The sequence below is a fragment of the Mitsuokella sp. AF33-22 genome (assembly GCF_003475755.1).
In the GTDB taxonomy this organism is placed as follows: Bacteria; Bacillota; Negativicutes; order Selenomonadales; family Selenomonadaceae; genus Mitsuokella.
Map to the genome: position 1 here is coordinate 1 of NZ_QRQA01000003.1, position 18,601 is coordinate 18,601.

Below are 18,601 nucleotides of genomic sequence, written 5' to 3' on the forward strand. Positions count from 1 at the left end.
AGTTGACGATTTTATCTGTGATTTCCATGCGTTACTGCGCGTCCGCAGCCTCCTCCGCCGAAAGCTTGTCAGCTGCATAGCTCAGGAGGATGTGCGCGCTCTTGCGGTTCGTCGCGAGCGGCACATCGTGCACGTCACAGAGGCGCAACAGTGCGTTGATGTCCGGCTCATGCGGCTGCGAGGTCAGCGGGTCGCGCAGGAACACGACGTAAGCGACATCGCCGACAGCCACGCGTGCGCCGATCTGCTGGTCACCGCCCATCGGGCCCGACAGCATCGTCTCGACATGGAGATCAAACGTATCGTTGATGAGCGTACCCGTCGTCCGCGTCGCGATCAGATGGAACTTTGCCAAAAGTTCCTTGTGGTGGCCGACAAACTCGAGCATCTCGCTCTTCTTCTTATCATGGGCAATCAGCGCAATGGTTTTCATCGGGGGAATCCTTCCTTTCTCACGTCTCAGGCAACAATTTCATCCGCCTAAAAAGGCTCTACTTGTCCATTTCGCGGGAAAACAAAAAAATCCTGCCAGCTCCAAAGATACCGGCAGGTTTTTTCGGACTCTGATGAACGCCAACCACTTTTAAGTCAGAGCCCAAAGGTTAAAAAGGTTTAAAAGTGGCAACTGTCGAAAGAAATTACAGCGCGGAATGGGACGCCATGTCCTTGCGCAGGCCGTACTGCTTGAGCACGGCCGCAATGATGAAGTTCAGCACGAAGCAGCAGGCGAAGAAATAGAGCGAAGCCGTGTAGCCGCCCGTCTGCGCGTGGAAGCAGGAGACAATCGAGGGGCCGGCAACACCCGCGAGGCCCCAGGCCGTCAGGATGCGGCCGTGGATGGCGCTTAATTGGCGCGTGCCGAAGATATCGGAAAGATAGGCCGGCATGCACGAGAAACCGCCGCCGTAGCAGCTGATGATGAGCAGCACGAGCATCTCGAAGACGAAGGCCTCGCGCGTCCCGGCGAGCTGCCAGAACGCGACGACCTCAAGCAGGAAGAACAGCATGTAAACGCGCCCGCGGCCGAGGTAATCCGAGATTGTCGACTAGACGATGCGGCCGCCGCCGTTGAAGACGCCGATGATGCCGACCATCGAGGCAGCCGCCGCATCCATGCCGATGACCTCCTGCGCCATCGGCGAGGCCACGGCCAGAAGGCCGATGCCGCACGTGATGTTGACGAAGAAAACCCACCAGAGCGAGGCGAACTGCCACGTCTTGAGCGCCTCGTTCGCCGTCACGCCGCGCTGCACATGCGTGACACGGCCATGGCTGTCCTTCAGGACCGGCGGCTTCAGGTAGAGTGCCGAAGCCCCTATGACGACCATGTAGACGCAGCCGAGGATCAGGAAGTTGTTGACGAGCCCGACCGTCGCCGTCAGGTACTGCATGACGGGTCCTGCAATCAGCGCCGCGAAGCCGAAGCCCATGATGGCGAGCCCTGTCGCAAAGCCGCGATGATCCGGGAAATACTTGACGAGCGTCGAGACCGGCGTGATGTAGCCGACACCGAGGCCAATGCCGCCGATGACGCCGTAAAAGAGATACAGCAGCGCGAGGCTCTGGACCGACAGCGCGTAGGCCGTGCCGAGCATGCCCGTGCCGAAGAAGGTCATCGCGATGAGCCCGCTCTTCTTCGGCCCGATCTTCTCGACGAAGCTGCCGAGGAGCCCTGCCGAAAAACCAAGGAACAGGATGGCCAGCGAGAACGTCCAAGTCGTCTGCCCCAGTGAAAATCCCATCTCATTCATGATAGGCCGGGTCAAAACACTCCAGGCGTAAACACTGCCGATGGAAATGTGAATGCCGACGGCACTCAGCGCGATAAGCCAGCGATTTCTCATGAAATCTACCTCCCAGAACGATACCGGGGCATCCTTCCAGGCTTATGAAAAAAGACCGCCCGAACAGAATACCCTGCCCAGACGGTCGGCTATTTCTCACAACACAAGACATGTGGTCAATTCCACTCACCCGTCAGCCTTGCACTGCTCTTTACTTTTTCTGCTTTCATTATATGTGCCCGGCTTCCATCCGTCAAGCCCCAGAAAAATTAAATTTTGGGGCCTCGCAATCTTCCATACAGTCTCTATAATAAGGAAGCTTACACCTGGTCTTCTCCCTTGAAGAAGACGGATTTGCCGATGAACTCGCGCAGGAGGGAGTTGTTCGGGATGTCGTCTTCATCCGGCAGATCCTGGAAGTACTGGCAGAAATCGAGCAGGCGGCGCGCCTTCGTGTATTCGGGAACGTCGGGCGTGACGGCCTCGAGCACGGGCACGGCATAGCGGCGCAGTGCGGCGAGCTCGTAGATGAGCGCCGAGTTGAACATGACATCGGCTTCTTCCTGGAACGGGAAGATGTACTTCTCCTCGCCCTGGCGCACATCAGGCCACTGCTTGAGCGTCTTGAGGGCGCTTGAACCGCGGAACTGGTAGTCGCGCACGAGCCGGCGGATGAGCCGCGCGGCCGTCGTCGGGATGCGGTTGTGCGCGTCGATGTTGAGCTGCGTGAGCGCGCTGACGTAGATCTTGAATTTGTTCTTGCGCGGAATCTTCGCTGTGAGCTTCTCGTTGAGGCCGTGGATGCCCTCGACGATGATGGGCTGGTCGGCCTGCAGCGACATCGTGATGCCCGAGTCCTCGCGCTCGCCCGAGATGAAATTGTAGCGCGGCAGCGTAATCGTCTCGCCTTTCAGCAGCGCGAGCATGTCCTTGTTGAACTCAGGCACGTCGAGGGCTTCGAGGCATTCGTAATCGTACTCGCCGGCCGGCGTCTTCGGCGTGTCCTCACGGTTGACGAAGTAATTGTCAAGCGAGATGGAGACCGGCCGAAGCCCCATGACCTGCAGCTGGACCTTGAGTCGCTGCGCGAACGAGGTCTTGCCCGAAGACGACGGCCCCGCGATAAGGATCAGGCGCAGGTCTTTCCTGCGCGCCGCGATGTGGTCGGCAATGCCCGCGATGCGTTTTTCCTGCAGGGCCTCCGAGACGCGAATGACCTCGCCGATACGGCCTGACTGGATTGCGCGGTTGAGATCCGTGACGTAGCGGCAGTGCAGGATGTTGGCCCAGTCCTTCGACTCGGCGAGCACGCTCGAGAGCTTCGGCTGGCGCATGGAGGGCGGCACCTCGCCGCGGCTCCTGAGGTCCGGCGTGCGCAGCAGCACGCCCGCTTCAAAGGCTTCGAGCGCAAAGCGGCCGAGACGGCCCGTCGAGCCCATCATGGCACCGTAGAGGTAGTCGTAGTAGCCGCCGCAGCGGTAGATGCTGACGAATTCGAGCTCGAGCGAGGCGATGAGATTGGCCTTCTCGATCTGCTTGGCTTCCTTGAAGAGGCGCACGGCATCCTCGCGCTTCATGACCTCCTTGACAATCGGCCGGTCCTCGGCGACGATGCGGCGCATCTCCTCCTCGACCTTCGGCACGAGCTCCGCCGGCAGTGTGCGCGCCTCCTCCTCTTCGCTGCCTGCGATCTGCACCTCGCAGTAAAGCCCGTTGTTCGCGCGGAACTTCGCGATGACCTCGGCCCCCGGGAAGAGTTCGTGGACAGCCATGATCAGCAGGAACTCGACGGAGCGCCGGTAGACGATCCAGCCGGCCTCGCTGTCGAGCTCGACGAATTCAAGGCTGCGCGTCTTGCCGACGGGCGTCTGGAGATCGTGTATCGTATTGTCGAGCTTGACGGCGACAATCTTCGAGGCATATTCCTGCTGATAATCCGCCACGAGGTCGCGGGGCATGACATCCGGCAGGACGGTTCTGTTTTTGCGAATGGTGATGAACAAGAGAATCTCCTCCTTGCTGAAACTTGCTGCGTTGCCGTCTTTCCCTCTCGTTTCTCTCTTTCGTGCATTTCTGTCCAGCAAAAAAACAGGAACGCATCACATTTCTATTGTAACACGTTCCTGCCAAAATGTCAGAAAAATCAATATGTACAGCCCTACAATACGGGCCGTGCGTGTTCAAGATATACAGCGGTTTACTGGAAGATCTTGAGCACGAGGCTGTAGGCGACAGCGCCCATGACGGCCGTGCACGGAATCGTGAGAACCCAGGCCAGCACCATCTGCTGCGCAACGCCCCAGCGCACGGCATTGACGCGCTTGGCCGTGCCGACACCCATGATGGAACCCGAAACGACATGCGTCGTCGAGACGGGCAAGTGCAGCAGCGTGGCCGAGAAGATGACGAGCGACGAGTTGAGGTCGGCCGCGAAGCCCGAAATCGGCTCGAGCTTGAAGATCTTGCCGCCGATGGTCTTGATGATGCGCCAGCCGCCAACGGCCGTGCCGCAGGCCATCGCCGTCGCCGCGAGTACCTTGACGTACGTCGGCACTTCGAAGACGTCAATGTAGCCGCCCGAGAGCAGCGCGAGCGTAATGATACCCATGGATTTCTGGGCATCGTTCGAGCCGTGAGAGAAAGCCATCATGGCAGCCGAGAGGATCTGCATCTTCTTGAACTTGCCGTTGACCGAGGACGGACTGAACCGTCCGAACAGCCGGAACAGGATGGTCATGACGATACAGCCCGTGACGATGGCAATGAGCGGCGACGCGATGAGCGATGCGACGATCTTGCCGATGCCGTAGAAATTGAGGCCGTCGCTGCCGACCGAGACGAGCACGGCGCCGATGACGCCGCCGACGAGGGCATGCGACGAACTCGACGGGATGGCAAACCACCAGGTGATGAGGTTCCAGACCACAGCGCCGACGAGTGCAGCGATGATGATACGTTCATCGACATGCTGGGCCGATTTGACGATATCGGCGCCGATTGTCTTCGCGACGCCTGTGCTGTACATGGCGCCGAGGAAATTCAGGCACGCGGCCATGAGGATGGCATGACTCGGATGCAGCGCGCGCGTCGAGACGGATGTCGCGATGGCGTTGGCCGTATCGTGGAAGCCATTGATGAAGTCGAAGATCAGCGCCAGAGCAATAACGGTAAAAATCAAATACTGTAACTCAGGCATACTTCATTACCACTCCTCGAATCATGTCAGAAAGCTTCTCGCAGTGGTCGAGCGTATTCTCGAGGTTCTCGAGAATGTCCTTCCACTTGATGAGCTCAATCGGATCCTTTTCCTTGTCGAAGAGGTACGCAACCTCGTGACGGTACACGCGGTCGCCCTCGCTCTCAAGGCGGGCAATCTTGTGCGTTGCCTCCAGGATCTGGGCCTGATTCTTGCGGATGTTCTTCAAGAGGGAGAAGGCACGGATGATTTCCTCGGTGCTCTCGATCAGGAGCTTCGTGAGCGTCACGGCGCCGCTCATGGCCTTGCCCGTACGATACATGACGATGCGCTGCAGCGTGCCCTGCAGGTAGTCGACGCCATCATCGAGACCGTTGGCGAGGGCATAGATGTCCTCCCGGTCGATCGGAGTGATGAAGGTCAGATTCAGCTTGTCGATGATCTTGTCATTCACTGCATCTGCTTCATGCTCGAGGTCAATGATTTCTTTTACTTTGTCAGCGGCTTTGCTGTAATCCAGCATAACTTCGTCCATCATGAGCGCACCCTTATAGAAATAGCGGGCGCTGTCAACGAACAAGTCAAAGAACTCGCTGTCCTTCTGCTTGAACTTAAACATCTTCTTTTGTGTCCTCCCTCGAACGAAACTTACACATTATCACAGTTTTACTATATCATCATTTTTCATGCACATCAACTGCTAATTTTTGCCAAAACCATAAAAAATGACCAGATTCGTACGCATAAAAACGGACAAATCTGGTCAAATATGACGGTTTTACGTAATTAAGACCGCGAAGAATCAGCCTTCTACGGCCTGCTGAGCCTTGAGGACTTTTGCGGCGACGCCCTTCATCTTCTCGGCCGATACCGAGCAGGCGGCGATGCGGATGCCGAGCTTCAGCGGCACGGCGAAGATGAGATCGTCATGCAGCTTGTCGCAGACGGCCTGCGGATCCTTGGCCGGCACGGAGAGGAAGAAACCACCCTTGTACGGCAGCGCGTTAAGCCCGCAGGCCCTGGCCTCCTCCATGAAGAGGTTGCCGCGGCTCTGGATCATCTGGTAGAAGGCATCGCGTTCCTTCTCAAACTGCGCGAGCGTGCTCTTGTCCTGCTGGATGCGTGCGAGCAGCGTCATCGCGCCGCGGTTGATGTTCGACCAGGTCGCACGGCTCGTGTACTTGTTGATTTCCTTGAATTCCGTGATGACCTCCTGGCTCGAGGAAACGGCAACGAGTGCGCCCGTGCGCTGGCCGTAAGCCGTGTAGCCCTTCGACATCGAGAAGGCGAACATCACGAGGATGTTATCGGGCAGGCTGCCGAACTTCTTCATGAAACGGCGCGTCTCGTTCTTCTCGCCCGCGTAATCGATGTAGGCGATGTCGACGAGGATGCTGATCTTCTTGCCCTTGGCCGCATACTTCTTCGCGAGGTCCAGCACGCAGTCCCAGTCCTCCTCCGTGAGGCTGAAGCCCGTCGGGTTGTGTGCCGGCGTGTTGATGATCGTCAGCAGGCTCTCCTGCTTCTTGAGGATGCCCTCGAATTTGTCGGCGAAGTCCTTGCGGTTGAAATTCTGCTGTTCATCGAAGAGCTTGTAGTTCGTCAGGTGCGAGCCGCATTCGTTGCAGATGACGTTGTACGTGCCCCAGAACCAGTCAGCCGTCAGCACCTCATCGCCGCGCTCCGCGTAGTTGGCGACGGCGTGATGGATGGCGCCCGTGCCGCCCGAAGTGGCGATGGCACCGAAGTAGCCCTCCGGCTTCTGGTCGGCGAAGGTCAGGTCGATGACGGCGTCGAGGTACTCGGGCAGACCCGGGATTGGCGCATAGCGCATGTAGTCCTCAATCGTAAGAGAACGGAAGACGCGCTCCATCGTCGGGATGCTGGCCAGTTTGCCCTCATCGTCCATCATGACGCCCATCGTGGCGTTCGTCACTTTATCGGCGCCGTATTTGGCGGCAGCCTCACGGCAAGCCGCGCTCGCACCAAAAATCGCGTCCTTCAGTCTCTTGCTTGCAGCATGCGTTGCTGCCATACTCGTCGTCATAACGAATGACCTCCTTCATTGCGCTGATGCCCGTGACGGCTTGTACCCGCACACGGTGCACCAGACGTCCATCTATCCATTGGACGAATCCTATGATATACGGTTTCTCGCCCGTTGTCTACTATTATAACAGGCTTTTGGTATAAGTATACAATATTTTTATGGAAGAATTGATGAAACTTCTGGTAACCGGTAAAGAAAGACCGCCCCCGCTGAGGGAGCGGCCAATTCCTCACAGATTGCCCTCAGGGCAGCTGTGCCTTATTTTGCCGGGAAGAATTCCTCGTGGATGGCATTGACGGCCTCTTTGAGCTGGGAGCCCTTGACGAGGCACGAAATGCTGATCTCGGACGTGCTGATGATGTCGATGTTGATCTCGGCCTTCGAGAGTGCACCGAACATGCGGGCAGCGATGCCCGGGTTGCCGAGCATGCCGGCGCCGACGATGGAGACTTTCGCGACGTCCTCCTCGATGAGCACGGCGATGGCATTGAGCTTGTCGGCAACCTTGTCGACGACTTTCTTGGCCTGGCCGAGGTCATCGCTGGCGACTGTGAAGACCATATCCGTCACATTCTTCTCGATGTTGCGGATGCTCTGCACGATCATGTCGACGTCGATGTTGGCTTCCGCGAGCGCCGAGAAGATCTCATGGGCAATGCCCGGCGTGTTCGGGATGCCGAGTACGGCAATCTTTGCTACCTTCTCATCGTGTGCGACACCGCGAATGACAAAATCCTTATCTTCCATCGTATAGTCCTCCCTAATGATTGTGCCTGGTTTGTTCGTGAACGTCGAGCGTACATGGATCGGGATGTTGAAGAACTTGCCCATCTCCACGGAACGCGGCTGCATGACGCCGGCGCCGAGGCGAGCCATCTCGAGCATCTCGTAGTAGGTGATCTCCTTCATCTTGCGGGCATCCTTGACGATGCGCGGATCAGCGGAGTAGACGCCGTCGACATCGGTGTAGATCTCGCAGGAATCGGCCTTGAGCGCACCGGCGAGTGCGACGGCCGACGTATCGGAACCGCCGCGGCCGAGCGTCACGGGGTCACCGAATTCATCGGAGCCCTGGAAGCCCGCGACGACGACGATGTTGCCCTTGTCGAGTTCCTCGTGTACGCGCTTCGGCGTGATGTCGACGATGCGGCCCTTCGTGTGCACGGAATTCGTCTTCATGCCTGCCATCGGGCCCGTCAGCGAAATTGCCGGCTGACCGAGCGTCTTGAAGGCCATTGCGAGAAGGGCAATCGAAACCTGCTCGCCCGTCGTGAGCAGCATATCCATCTCACGCGTGTACTGGTACGGATCTTTCGTGATGCCCTCCGCGAGCGTTATGAGCTCATCCGTCGTATCGCCCATCGCGGATACGACCATGACAATCTGGTCGCCGGGCTGTTTCTCGCTCAGCACCCTCTTTGCCACATTCATGATTTTCTCTGTGGTAGCCACAGAACTGCCACCGAATTTCTTAACAATAAGCGCCATGATTCTCCCCCTAAACATCATACCGGCACATCCGCCACAAACGGACAACGACGGTGTTTTGTCTGTTAAAGTGTTTAATCGAAACATATTATACAAGAATTTCCGCGGCCTGTCTACCGAAATCGGCAAATTTATGTAAAAATGTTTTCCGCAGAAAAACAAGCCGAAATGCCAGCATTACATTTTCAAGAATTCTATACAGGAATACAAGTTAAAATGATAACATTTTCCACAATTTGCGCCGCTATCGGACAAAAGTGGACATCCGTCCCATCCTATGGTAAATTGAGGGATGTGATCATCGTATCTCATTTCGTTTGTTTTTTATTTGAAAGGAGTGTCTCATCTTGCAGAAACGTCCCATCGGTGTCACGGAGAAGCTTCCGCTCATGGAAACCGTCCCGCTTTCGCTGCAGCATCTCTTCGCCATGTTCGGCTCGACCGTACTCGTGCCGATCCTCTTCAAGGTCAATCCGGCCACGGTGCTCTTGTTCAACGGCATCGGCACAATCCTCTACCTCGTGCTCTGTAAAGGCAAGATCCCGGCCTACCTCGGCTCGAGCTTCGCGTTCCTCTCGCCGGTCTTCCTCGTGCTCGCGCAGTACAGCTACGAAGCGGCGCTCGGCGGCTTCATCTGCGTCGGCGTCGTCTTCTGTCTCGTAGGCCTGCTCATTCGTGCGGTCGGCACGGGCTGGATCGATGTGATCTTCCCGCCGGCCTCGATGGGCGCGATCGTCGCGGTCATCGGCCTCGAGCTCATGCCGACGGCCGCCGGCATGGCGGGCCTCACGGGCGACAAGGCCGACACGACGACGATTTTCGTCTCCCTCATGACGCTGGCCATCACGATCTTCGCGTCGGTGGCCTTCAAGGGCTTCCTCTCCATTATCCCGATCCTCATCGGCGTCGTCAGCGGCTACATCATCGCGGCCGTCTGCGGCCTCGTCAACTGGGAAATGGTCGAGAGCGCCCCGTGGTTTGCGCTGCCGACGTTCTACACGCCGACCTTTGATATGGGCGCCATCCTCATCATCCTGCCGGCCTCGCTCGTCGTCATCGTCGAGCACATCGGCCATCTCATCGTCACGGGCAACATCGTCGGCAGCGACCTCACGAAGGACCCGGGCCTCGACCGCTCCATTTTCGGCAACGGCCTCTCGACGATCATCTCGGGCTTCTTCGGCTCGACGCCGAACACGACGTACGGCGAGAACATCGGCGTGCTCGCCATCACGAAGGTCTTCTCGACCTGGGTCATCGGCGGCGCGGCTGTCTTTGCCATCATCCTCTCCTGCTTCGGCAAGCTCGCGGCTCTCATCCAGAGCATCCCGACGCCCGTCATGGGCGGCGTGTCGATGCTGCTCTTCGGCGTCATCGCGGCCTCGGGCATCCGCATCCTCGTCGAGGCCAAGGTTGACTACAACGATCCGATGAACCTCTTGCTGACTTCCATCGTCATGGGCATCGGCGTCTCGACAGCCAGCCTGACGATCGGCACGGTCAGCCTCAAGGGCATGTCGCTCGCGACGATCGTCGCCATCGTGCTGTCGCTCGCCTTCCGCCTCATCTCGTTCCTGCGCGGCGACGAGAAGCGCGTACTGCCGGGCACGGAAGACGAGACGGCGGACAGCTCGCAGGAGCCGAAGGCATGACCAGCTGGCAGGTGAAGCTTCCCGAGGGCGAGATCTGGCCGGCCAGACAGTACCTCCGCCAGGTGCTCGGCATCTCGGGTACAATCTGGAAGCGCATCAAGCATTCGGGCACGTTCATGCACAACGGCGTGCCCGCCAACGCCACGCGCACGCAGGTCAGGAATGGCGATACGGTCGCCTACGACATCCTGCGGCCGAGTGACATCGAGCCCGAGGAGCTGCCGCTTGATATCCGCTACGAGGATGATTTCCTCGTCATCGTCAACAAGCCCGCAGGACAGCTCGTGCATCCGACGACGAAGGAAGCGCACGGCACGCTTGGCAACGCCCTGCTCGCCTGGTATGCGCGCCACGGCGAGCATCATGCCTTCCACCCCGTGCACCGCCTCGACCGCGATACTTCAGGCCTCGTGCTCATCGCGAAAGAACCGCAGGTGCAGTATCAGCTCACGACGGGCCGCGATGGCAAAAAAGCCTTCACACGCGAATACCTCGCCCTGATTGAAGGCACGCTGACGCCTGCCTCCGGCCTCATCGACGCGCCGATCGCACGCGCGCTGCCGAGCATCATCCTGCGCAAAGTCGCACCACCGCCAGCCGGCAAGGAAGCGCGCACGCATTACGAGACGGTCAGGACAAACGGGAAACTCTCGCTCCTGCACCTCGTACTCGATACGGGCCGCACGCATCAGATCCGCGTGCACCTCGCGCATCTCGGGCATCCGCTCCTCGGCGACGACCTCTACGGAGGCGCATGCACGCTGCTTTCCCGGCAGGCCCTTCATGCCTGGCGATTGTCCTTCCGGCACCCCATGACACACGAATTTGTCGTTGTCACCGCACCGCTGCCATCCGATATGCAGCGGATTGCCGCGGATTTTTGACCAAGCACGCGATAGTTTCTATTATTTGCGCGCGAATGAGAAGATTTTCCGAAAAAATGGCGTTTCGCTATACACCGGCCGTCTTTTCTATGCTATAATGAAGTCAGTTCATAGTGTGTTTGTGAACATACACAACTTTTAGGGGGTAATGAAAAATGCCATTAGTTGGAACGAAAGAAATGTTCAAGAAGGCTTATGAGGGCGGTTTCGCCATCGGCGCTTTCAACATCAACAACATGGAGATTGTACAGGGTATCACGGAAGCAGCTGCAGAGCTGAACTCCCCGGTTATCCTCCAGGCTTCCGCCGGCGCTCGCAAGTATGCCAAGGGCCCGTATCTCCGTCACCTCGTACAGGCTGCCCTTGAGGTCAACGATATTCCTATCGCTCTGCACCTCGATCATGGTCCGGATTTCGAGACTTGCAAAGCCTGCATCGATGATGGCTTCACGTCCGTCATGTTCGATGGTTCGAAGTATGAATTCAAAGAGAACATCAAGCGCACGCAGGAAGTTGTCGCTTATGCTCATGAGCACAACGTCGTCGTTGAGGCTGAGCTCGGTAAGCTCGCCGGCATCGAGGATGATGTAAATGTTGCTGCTCACGAGGCAGCTTACACGCAGCCGGAAGAGGTTGAGGAATTCGTTCGTGAGACGGGCGTTGACTCCCTCGCCATCGCTATCGGCACGAGCCATGGCGCATTCAAGTTCAAACCGGAACAGTGCACGCGCAACGCTGACGGCGTTCTCGTACCGCCTGAGCTGCGTTTCGATATCCTCGCTGAGATCGAGAAGAAGATCCCTGAGTTCCCGATCGTTCTCCATGGCGCTTCCTCCGTTATTCCGAAGTACGTCAAGATCATCAACGAGAACGGCGGCAAGCTCGACGATGCTGTCGGCATCCCGGAGGATCAGCTCCGCAAGGCTGCTAAATCCGCTGTCTGCAAGATCAACATCGACTCCGATCTGCGCCTCGCTATGACGGCTGGTATCCGCCAGCACTTCTTCGCTCATCCGGAGCACTTTGATCCGCGTCAGTATTGCGCTGATGGCCGCAACTACATCAAAGAGCTCGTTGAGCACAAGATCAAGGACGTTCTCGGTTCCGACAACAGCGCCGCTGGCATCATGGAGCTCATCAACGCCAACAAGTAATCTTCGGATTACCAAAGCTGCATAAGAGCAAAAAGAGACTGTGTTTCGGCACAGTCTTTTTTTGCGTTATCCTTTCGTCATAAAAAGCGTCCCGCAAATTGGATTGCATCTCCAATCTGCGGGACGTTTCAATATATAATTCGATATAATTCGCTTTCGCCTGGAATTACTTCTTGCCGGTGCTGCCTCTCTTGGTCATCGGGATGCCCTGCTTGCAGAGCGGGCATTCCTCGGGCTTGTACGTCTCGACCTCAAGATGCAGCAGAGCCGTGCACGGTACCTCACCGAAACTGACCTTGCCGCCGCTGCGGTCGACAAGCATGCTGACGGCTACGGGGATGCCGCCGTTCTCCTTGACGACGTCGATGACTTCCTTGATGGAACCGCCCGTTGTAACGATGTCCTCGACAATCAGGCAGCGCTCACCCGGATGCAGGTGGAAGCCGCGGCGGAACGTCATCTTGCCGTTGACGCGTTCCGTGAAGATGGCGCGCGTGCCAAGGGCCTTGCCCGTCTCATGGGCGAGCAGGATGCCGCCGGTCATCGGGCCGACGACCGTCTCGATATTGGCGTCCTTGAATTTCTCGGCCATGGCCTCGCAGAGCTGCTGCGTGTATTTTGGATGCTGCAGCACGTTGAATTTCTCAACGTAATGCGGGCTGTGGAGTCCCGAGGTCAGCAGGAAATGGCCATCCATGATGGCATTCGTCTTGACCAGGAGATCCTTTACTTCTTGTTCCGTCATTGTCATGGTTTTACTGTCTCCATTTCTTTCAAGATTGCCTCGGCTGCCGCCCTGGGGTCTTCGGCGGCGCGAATCGGCCGGCCGATGACGAGGTGGCTCGCGCCATTTCGAAGCGCTGCCGCCGGCGTCGCAATGCGGCTCTGGTCGTTCACGGCCGAGCCTGCGGGGCGCACGCCCGGCGTCACGATCAGGAAGTCCTCTCCGCAGGCCTCACGGATGAGCGCGGCTTCCTGCGGCGAGGCGACGACGCCGTCGAGCCCCGCTGCTTTCGCGAGCTTCGCGAGGCGCACGACCGCGTCCTTGATGGGCAGCGTCTGGCCGACGCCGTCCCAGTCTTCCTGATTGATGCTCGTGAGCACCGTGATGGCGATGAGCTTCGGGCAGGGAATCCCCTGCTCCGCCGCTGCCGCATGCAGGCGGTCGGCAGCCGTCTTCATCATCGTGTAGCCGCCGCTCGCATGGACATTGAGGATATCGGCACCGAGGTTCATGAGGGAGCAGAGCCCTCCGGCCACGGTATTCGGGATATCGTGAAGCTTGAGGTCGAGGAAGACGTGCTTGCCCTCTTCGCGCAGCCAGGTCACGACCTCGCCGCCGACGCTGTAGAAGAGCTCCATGCCGACTTTATAGTACGAAACGCTGTCGCCGAGTTTCGCTACGAGTGCCTTCACATCCTCCATGGTGTGAAAGTCGAGCGCGACGATCAGACGGTCATCTGCTGCTGCCATTCAGCGGCCCCCTTTCAAAAAGCCAGGATTGGCTTTGCCGATGAGCTCATCGATGCTCTTGAGCCCATGATTCTCCAAGTATGCGGCCAGGCCGTCACAAATCTCCATCGTGATGGCAGGGTCCGTGAAATTGGCCGTGCCGACGGCTACGGCGCTGGCGCCGGCGAGGAAGAACTCGACGGCGTCCTCCGCACTCGCGATGCCGCCCATGCCGATGATCGGGATGCGCACGGCCTGCGCGACCTGCCAGACCATGCGCACGGCCACCGGCTTGACACAGGGGCCCGAAAGGCCGCCCGTGACGTTGCCGAGCACCGGCTGGCAGCGCTCGATGTCGATCTGCATGCCGAGCAGCGTGTTGATGAGCGAGATGGCATCTGCCCCCGCCTTCTCAACGGCCCGGGCCATGGCGACGCCATCCGTCACGTTCGGCGAGAGCTTGAGGATGACCGGCTTGCCGGTGTTGGCCTTGGCTGAACGCACGACGGCCGAAGCCGCCTCGGGGTCCGTGCCGAAGACGATGCCGCCTTCCTTGACATTCGGGCAGGACACGTTGAGCTCAATCGCGGCCACGCCCGGCACATCAAGCAGGCGCGCAAGCTCCCCGTACTCCTCCACCGTGCTGCCCGAGATATTGACGATGACATTCATGCCATACGCGGCAATGCGCGGCAGAGTTTCGTTGAGGAAGGTCGCAACGCCCGGATTCTCGAGGCCGATGCAGTTGAGCATGCCCTGCGGCGTTTCCGTGATGCGCACGCCGTCGTTGCCGCGGCGCGGCTTCAGGGTCGTGCCCTTGACCATGACGCCGCCGAGGCGCGAGAGATCGACGAAATCCGCAAATTCCTCACCGAAGCCGAAGGTACCCGAGGCCGTCAGGACCGGGGTCTTCATCTCGATGCCCAAGAGGGTTGTATGCAGGCTTTCATCCATTACAGGAACACCTCCTCTGCCGAGAAGACCGGGCCGTCCTTGCAGACCTTCTTGCGCTTGCCTTCCGTCGTGTCAATCGAGCAGGACAGGCAGGCGCCGAGACCGCAGGCCATGCGCTTTTCAAGCGATACCTCACATGGGATGCCGTGCTCGCGGGCGATGCGCGCAATGCCGCGCATCATGACGTCGGGACCGCAGACAATGATGGCATCGTATTTGTGGTCCTCGAGGATCTTGGGCAGGTACTCCGTCGTGAAGCCCTTGAAGCCCAGCGAACCGTCATCCGTGGAGATGAACACCTCGCCGCAGAGCTCGTCGAAGAGGTCTTTCCAGAAAACCTCTTCTTCGGAGCGGCCGCCGATGAGCACATCGCCTTTCTTCTGCATGGCTGCCGCGTAGTACAGGAGCGGCGAAAGGCCCATGCCGCCGCCGACAATCAGCGGATGTTCGTAGTCCATGTGGAAGCCGTGACCGAGCGGGCCGAGGATATTGACGACTTCACCGGGCATCAGGGCCGCGAGGGCTTTCGTGCCCTTGCCCACGACGCGGTAGATGAAGGCCACGCTGCCCTTCTTGCGGTCAACGGCGGCCACGCCGACGGGCCGGCGCAGGATGAATTCCCCTAGGGGAATGCGGAGCTGGACGAACTGCCCGGGCTCCGCGGCCTGTGCGATATCCGGTGCCTCGACGACCAGGAAGAACACGCGGGGCGCGAGCTCCTGCTGGGCGAGAATCTTGGCATCTCGAAGCATCTTAGGCAAGGTCATCACCACCGCCCACATAATCCTGGATGGCCAGTGAGTAAACGAGACGGCGCTCGCGCATGAAGGTCAGCACGCGCAGGACTTCCCAGGCCGTATCGAGCGAGGTCAGGCAGGCGATGCCATGCTCGACCGTCGCGCGGCGGATGCGGAAGCCGTCCTTGGCAGAATGCTTGCCCTGCGTCAGCGTGTTGATGACCATGTTGATCTTGCCGTTCTTGATCATCTGGATGATGTCGGAACTGCGCTCATGCACCTTGCCGACGACCTCGGCATCGATGCCCATGGACTGAATGGCTTTCGCTGTGCCTTCCGTGGCGACAATCTCAAAGCCGAGCTCATAGAAGGCTTTGGCAAGCTGCTTCATCTCTTCCTTGTCCTTGTCGGCAACCGTGAAGAGGATGCAGCCTTTCGTCGGCACATTGATGCCCGAGCCGATGATGGCCTTGTAGAGCGCACGGGCATAGTGATAATCGATGCCCATGACCTCGCCCGTCGACTTCATCTCCGGTCCGAGTGCGATATCGACATCCGTCATCTTTGCAAACGAGAAGACCGGTGCCTTGACGGCGACGTACGGCTTCGGCGGCACGAGGCCGGAGTGATAGCCGAGCTCCTTGAGCGTGTGGCCCATGGCAATGCGCGTTGCGATGCCTACCATGTCGACATTCGTGACCTTCGAGAGGAACGGCACCGTGCGCGACGAACGCGGGTTGACCTCGATGATGTAGACCTCGCCGTCGACGACGACGAACTGGATATTGAGGAGGCCCTTGACGTGGAGTGCCACGGCCAGGCGCTTCGTGTAATCGATGATCGTGTAGATGACCTTCGAGGACAGCGTCTGCGGCGGATAGACGGCGATGGAATCGCCCGAATGGACGCCCGCGCGCTCGACGTGCTCCATGATGCCCGGGATGACGACATCGACGCCATCGGAGATGCCATCGACCTCGACCTCCGTGCCCTGCATGTAGCGGTCGACGAGGACCGGGTGATCCGGCGTGACCTTGACGGCGCGACTCATGTAGTCGCGCAGCTCTGCCTCGTTGTAGACGATTTCCATGGCGCGGCCGCCGAGCACGTACGACGGGCGGACCATGACCGGATAGCCGATCTTGGCAGCCCCCGTGACGGCTTCATCAAGATTCGTGACGCTGATGCCCTGCGGACGCGGGATGTGCGTCTGCGTGAGGACTTCGTCGAAGCGCTCGCGGTCCTCAGCGCGGTCGATATCATCGACGGACGTGCCGAATACCTTGACGCCGGCCTTCTGCAGGGATGCAGCGAGGTTGATGGCCGTCTGGCCGCCGAACTGGACGATGACGCCCTCCGGCTTCTCCTTGTCGATGATATTGAGCACGTCTTCGGTCGTCAGCGGCTCGAAGTAGAGGCGGTCGGAAATATCGAAGTCGGTCGATACCGTCTCCGGGTTGTTGTTGATGATGATGGCTTCGATGCCCATCTCGCGCAGTGCCCAGACAGAATGAACCGAGCAGTAGTCGAACTCGACACCCTGGCCGATGCGGATCGGGCCGGAGCCGAGCACAATGACCTTGCGCGCATCCGAGACTCGGACCTCGTCTTCCTCGGCGCGGAACGTCGAGTAGTAGTACGGCGTCGCCGCCTCGAACTCAGCAGCACACGTATCAACCATCTTATAGGAAGGCAGGATGTTCATCGTCTTGCGCATCGTGCGGACGGCATCCTCCGTCTTGCCCGTGATTTCCGCAATCGAGCGGTCGGCGAGGCCGACATTCTTGGCTGCGAGCATGAGCTTCGGCGTCAGGGCATCCTTGTCCTTCGCGAGCTCCACCTCGATGTCCGTGATGTTCTTGAGCTTGTTGATGAACCATTTGTCGATCTTCGTGATGTCATGGATCTCGTCGACCGTGGCCGCGCCGCGGCGCAGGGCCTCGGCGATGACGAAGATGCGTTCATCGTTGATGCGTTCGAGGTTCTTCTTGACGCGCGCATCGTCCCACTCGTCCATCTTATCCATGTGCAGGCGGTTGACGCCGATCTCGAGCGAACGGGCGGCCTTGAGGATGGCACCCTCGAAGCTGCGGTCGATGCTCATGACCTCGCCCGTCGCCTTCATCTGCGTGCCGAGCGTGTGGTCCGCATAGACGAATTTATCGAACGGCCAGCGCGGGAACTTGACGACGCAGTAGTCGAGCGCCGGCTCGAAGCAGGCCTTCGTCTTCTGCGTGACGGCGTTCGTGATTTCATCGAGCGTATAGCCGATGGCGATCTTCGCGGAAACCTTGGCGATCGGATAGCCCGTCGCCTTCGAAGCAAGCGCCGAGGAACGGCTGACGCGCGGGTTGACCTCGATGACGTAGTAGCGGTTGCTGTTCGGGTCGAGCGCGTACTGCGCGTTGCAGCCGCCCTCGATGCCGAGCTCGCGGATGATGCGAAGAGACGCACTGCGCAGCATCTGATACTCGTGATCCGTCAGCGTCTGCGACGGTGCCACGACGATGGAATCGCCCGTGTGGACGCCAACCGGGTCGAAGTTTTCCATGTTGCAGACGGTGATGCAGTTGTCATTGCCGTCGCGCATGACCTCGTACTCGATTTCCTTCCAGCCGGCCACACTGCGCTCGATGAGGACCTGGCCGATCATCGAATACGTCAGGCCCTTGATGACGATCTCGACGAGCTCTTCTTCATTCTCGGCGATGCCGCCGCCCGTGCCGCCCATCGTGTAGGCCGGGCGGACGATGACCGGGTAGCCGATGGAGTTCGCGAATTCGACAGCCGACGGCACATCCTCGACGATCGTGCTCTCGGGGATCGGTTCGCCGAGCTTCTGCATCGTTTCCTTGAAGAGCTCACGATCCTCGGCCTTCTCGATGGCCTTGAGCGGCGTGCCGAGGAGCTCGACGTTGTATTTTTCAAGCACACCCTTCTCAGAGAGCTGCACGGCAAGATTGAGCCCCGCCTGGCCGCCGAGCGTGGCGAGGAGGCCGTCCGGGCGCTCCTTGGCGATGATTTCCTCGAGGAATTCCACCGTCAAGGGCTCGATGTAGACGCGGTCCGCGATATGCGTATCCGTCATGATGGTCGCCGGGTTCGAATTGACGAGGACGACCTCAAGACCTTCTTCCTTGAGGGCACGGCAGGCCTGGGAGCCGGCGTAGTCGAATTCTGCCGCCTGGCCGATGATGATGGGGCCTGAGCCGATGACCATTACTTTCTTGAGATTCTCTTTCTTTGGCAC

17 protein-coding genes are annotated in these 18,601 nt (G+C 59.0%); 4 read left to right on the forward strand and 13 right to left on the reverse strand.

The features are described 5' to 3' along the window. Positions 1-31 precede the first annotated feature (31 nt). The 8 genes from DWZ54_RS02310 to DWZ54_RS02340 form a co-directional block, all read right to left on the reverse strand. Complete coding sequence (locus tag DWZ54_RS02310; RefSeq protein ID WP_118474336.1) at positions 32-433, reverse strand: methylglyoxal synthase; 402 nt, start codon at positions 431-433, stop codon at positions 32-34. Between the two features lie 205 nt (positions 434-638). Further along, positions 639-1,007, reverse strand: coding sequence for a hypothetical protein (locus tag DWZ54_RS11970; RefSeq protein ID WP_233541593.1), 369 nt, complete (start codon positions 1,005-1,007; stop codon positions 639-641). A gap of 39 nt (positions 1,008-1,046) precedes the next feature. Continuing rightward, positions 1,047-1,844: an MFS transporter gene (locus DWZ54_RS02315; RefSeq protein ID WP_233541594.1), complete on the reverse strand. Its 798-nt coding sequence runs from the start codon at positions 1,842-1,844 to the stop codon at positions 1,047-1,049. A gap of 260 nt (positions 1,845-2,104) precedes the next feature. Then, entirely contained in the window at positions 2,105-3,742 is a 1,638-nt protein-coding gene (locus DWZ54_RS02320; protein ID WP_118474471.1) for a nucleoside kinase, read from the reverse strand. A 239-nt stretch (positions 3,743-3,981) separates the two neighbouring features. After that, positions 3,982-4,980, reverse strand: a complete 999-nt coding sequence (locus DWZ54_RS02325) for an inorganic phosphate transporter (protein ID WP_118015430.1) — start codon at positions 4,978-4,980, stop codon at positions 3,982-3,984. Beyond that, positions 4,973-5,599, reverse strand: coding sequence for a DUF47 domain-containing protein (locus tag DWZ54_RS02330; RefSeq protein ID WP_118015431.1), 627 nt, complete (start codon positions 5,597-5,599; stop codon positions 4,973-4,975). Before DWZ54_RS02330 ends, DWZ54_RS02325 begins: the two co-directional genes overlap by 8 nt. A 183-nt stretch (positions 5,600-5,782) precedes the next feature. Next, positions 5,783-7,027 carry a pyridoxal phosphate-dependent aminotransferase gene (locus DWZ54_RS02335; protein ID WP_118474337.1) on the reverse strand — a complete coding sequence of 415 codons (1,245 nt, stop codon included), beginning with the start codon at positions 7,025-7,027 and terminating at the stop codon, positions 5,783-5,785. Positions 7,028-7,288: 261 nt separating this feature from the next. Continuing rightward, positions 7,289-8,518, reverse strand: a complete 1,230-nt coding sequence (locus tag DWZ54_RS02340) for an aspartate kinase (RefSeq protein ID WP_118015433.1) — start codon at positions 8,516-8,518, stop codon at positions 7,289-7,291. A 389-nt stretch (positions 8,519-8,907) separates the two neighbouring features. On the opposite strand from DWZ54_RS02340, the gene uraA reads away from it, so the two are divergent. The 4 genes from uraA to DWZ54_RS12120 all read left to right on the forward strand — a co-directional run bounded on the left by uraA (position 8,908) and on the right by DWZ54_RS12120 (position 12,291). After that, entirely contained in the window at positions 8,908-10,170 is a 1,263-nt protein-coding gene (gene uraA, locus DWZ54_RS02345) for a uracil permease (RefSeq protein WP_370245729.1), read from the forward strand. Further along, positions 10,167-11,054 (forward strand): RluA family pseudouridine synthase, encoded by an 888-nt coding sequence (locus tag DWZ54_RS02350; protein WP_118474339.1) that lies wholly within the window; start codon positions 10,167-10,169, stop codon positions 11,052-11,054. Before uraA ends, DWZ54_RS02350 begins: the two co-directional genes overlap by 4 nt. A 155-nt stretch (positions 11,055-11,209) precedes the next feature. Beyond that, complete coding sequence (fba, locus tag DWZ54_RS02355; RefSeq protein WP_118474340.1) at positions 11,210-12,208, forward strand: class II fructose-1,6-bisphosphate aldolase; 999 nt, start codon at positions 11,210-11,212, stop codon at positions 12,206-12,208. Then, positions 12,208-12,291 carry a KxYKxGKxW signal peptide domain-containing protein gene (locus DWZ54_RS12120; RefSeq protein ID WP_118474472.1) on the forward strand — a complete coding sequence of 28 codons (84 nt, stop codon included), beginning with the start codon at positions 12,208-12,210 and terminating at the stop codon, positions 12,289-12,291. The genes fba and DWZ54_RS12120 overlap by 1 nt, the downstream gene beginning before the upstream one ends. 83 nt (positions 12,292-12,374) lie before the next feature. Here DWZ54_RS12120 and pyrE read toward each other — a convergent pair whose 3' ends face one another. From pyrE to carB, 5 genes are read right to left on the reverse strand one after another with little or no spacing between them, the layout of a single operon-like run. Then, a complete protein-coding gene (gene pyrE, locus DWZ54_RS02365) occupies positions 12,375-12,953 on the reverse strand; it encodes an orotate phosphoribosyltransferase (RefSeq protein ID WP_118474473.1) in 579 nt (192 codons plus the stop codon). 2 nt (positions 12,954-12,955) lie between these two features. Then, positions 12,956-13,681, reverse strand: coding sequence for an orotidine-5'-phosphate decarboxylase (pyrF, locus tag DWZ54_RS02370; RefSeq protein ID WP_118015437.1), 726 nt, complete (start codon positions 13,679-13,681; stop codon positions 12,956-12,958). After that, the gene (locus DWZ54_RS02375; RefSeq protein ID WP_118474341.1) at positions 13,682-14,614 is read right to left on the reverse strand and encodes a dihydroorotate dehydrogenase; all 933 of its coding nucleotides are present in this window, start codon (positions 14,612-14,614) and stop codon (positions 13,682-13,684) included. Further along, the gene (locus DWZ54_RS02380) at positions 14,614-15,381 is read right to left on the reverse strand and encodes a dihydroorotate dehydrogenase electron transfer subunit (RefSeq protein WP_118474342.1); all 768 of its coding nucleotides are present in this window, start codon (positions 15,379-15,381) and stop codon (positions 14,614-14,616) included. The genes DWZ54_RS02375 and DWZ54_RS02380 overlap by 1 nt, the downstream gene beginning before the upstream one ends. After that, positions 15,368-18,601, reverse strand: a complete 3,234-nt coding sequence (gene carB, locus DWZ54_RS02385) for a carbamoyl-phosphate synthase large subunit (protein ID WP_118474343.1) — start codon at positions 18,599-18,601, stop codon at positions 15,368-15,370. Before carB ends, DWZ54_RS02380 begins: the two co-directional genes overlap by 14 nt.

Bases quoted from the DNA above. Each gene is read 5' to 3' on its own strand.
- DWZ54_RS02310 (WP_118474336.1), bottom strand. From the start codon at position 433: ATGAAAACCATTGCGCTGATTGCCCATGATAAGAAGAAGAGCGAGATG.
- DWZ54_RS11970 (WP_233541593.1), bottom strand. From the start codon at position 1,007: ATGCTGTTCTTCCTGCTTGAGGTCGTCGCGTTCTGGCAGCTCGCCGGG.
- DWZ54_RS02315 (WP_233541594.1), bottom strand. From the start codon at position 1,844: ATGAGAAATCGCTGGCTTATCGCGCTGAGTGCCGTCGGCATTCACATT.
- DWZ54_RS02320 (WP_118474471.1), bottom strand. From the start codon at position 3,742: ATGCCCCGCGACCTCGTGGCGGATTATCAGCAGGAATATGCCTCGAAG.
- DWZ54_RS02325 (WP_118015430.1), bottom strand. From the start codon at position 4,980: ATGCCTGAGTTACAGTATTTGATTTTTACCGTTATTGCTCTGGCGCTG.
- DWZ54_RS02330 (WP_118015431.1), bottom strand. From the start codon at position 5,599: ATGTTTAAGTTCAAGCAGAAGGACAGCGAGTTCTTTGACTTGTTCGTT.
- DWZ54_RS02335 (WP_118474337.1), bottom strand. From the start codon at position 7,027: ATGACGACGAGTATGGCAGCAACGCATGCTGCAAGCAAGAGACTGAAG.
- DWZ54_RS02340 (WP_118015433.1), bottom strand. From the start codon at position 8,518: ATGGCGCTTATTGTTAAGAAATTCGGTGGCAGTTCTGTGGCTACCACA.
- uraA (WP_370245729.1), top strand. From the start codon at position 8,908: ATGGAAACCGTCCCGCTTTCGCTGCAGCATCTCTTCGCCATGTTCGGC.
- DWZ54_RS02350 (WP_118474339.1), top strand. From the start codon at position 10,167: ATGACCAGCTGGCAGGTGAAGCTTCCCGAGGGCGAGATCTGGCCGGCC.
- fba (WP_118474340.1), top strand. From the start codon at position 11,210: ATGCCATTAGTTGGAACGAAAGAAATGTTCAAGAAGGCTTATGAGGGC.
- pyrE (WP_118474473.1), bottom strand. From the start codon at position 12,953: ATGACGGAACAAGAAGTAAAGGATCTCCTGGTCAAGACGAATGCCATC.
- pyrF (WP_118015437.1), bottom strand. From the start codon at position 13,681: ATGGCAGCAGCAGATGACCGTCTGATCGTCGCGCTCGACTTTCACACC.
- DWZ54_RS02375 (WP_118474341.1), bottom strand. From the start codon at position 14,614: ATGGATGAAAGCCTGCATACAACCCTCTTGGGCATCGAGATGAAGACC.
- DWZ54_RS02380 (WP_118474342.1), bottom strand. From the start codon at position 15,381: ATGACCTTGCCTAAGATGCTTCGAGATGCCAAGATTCTCGCCCAGCAG.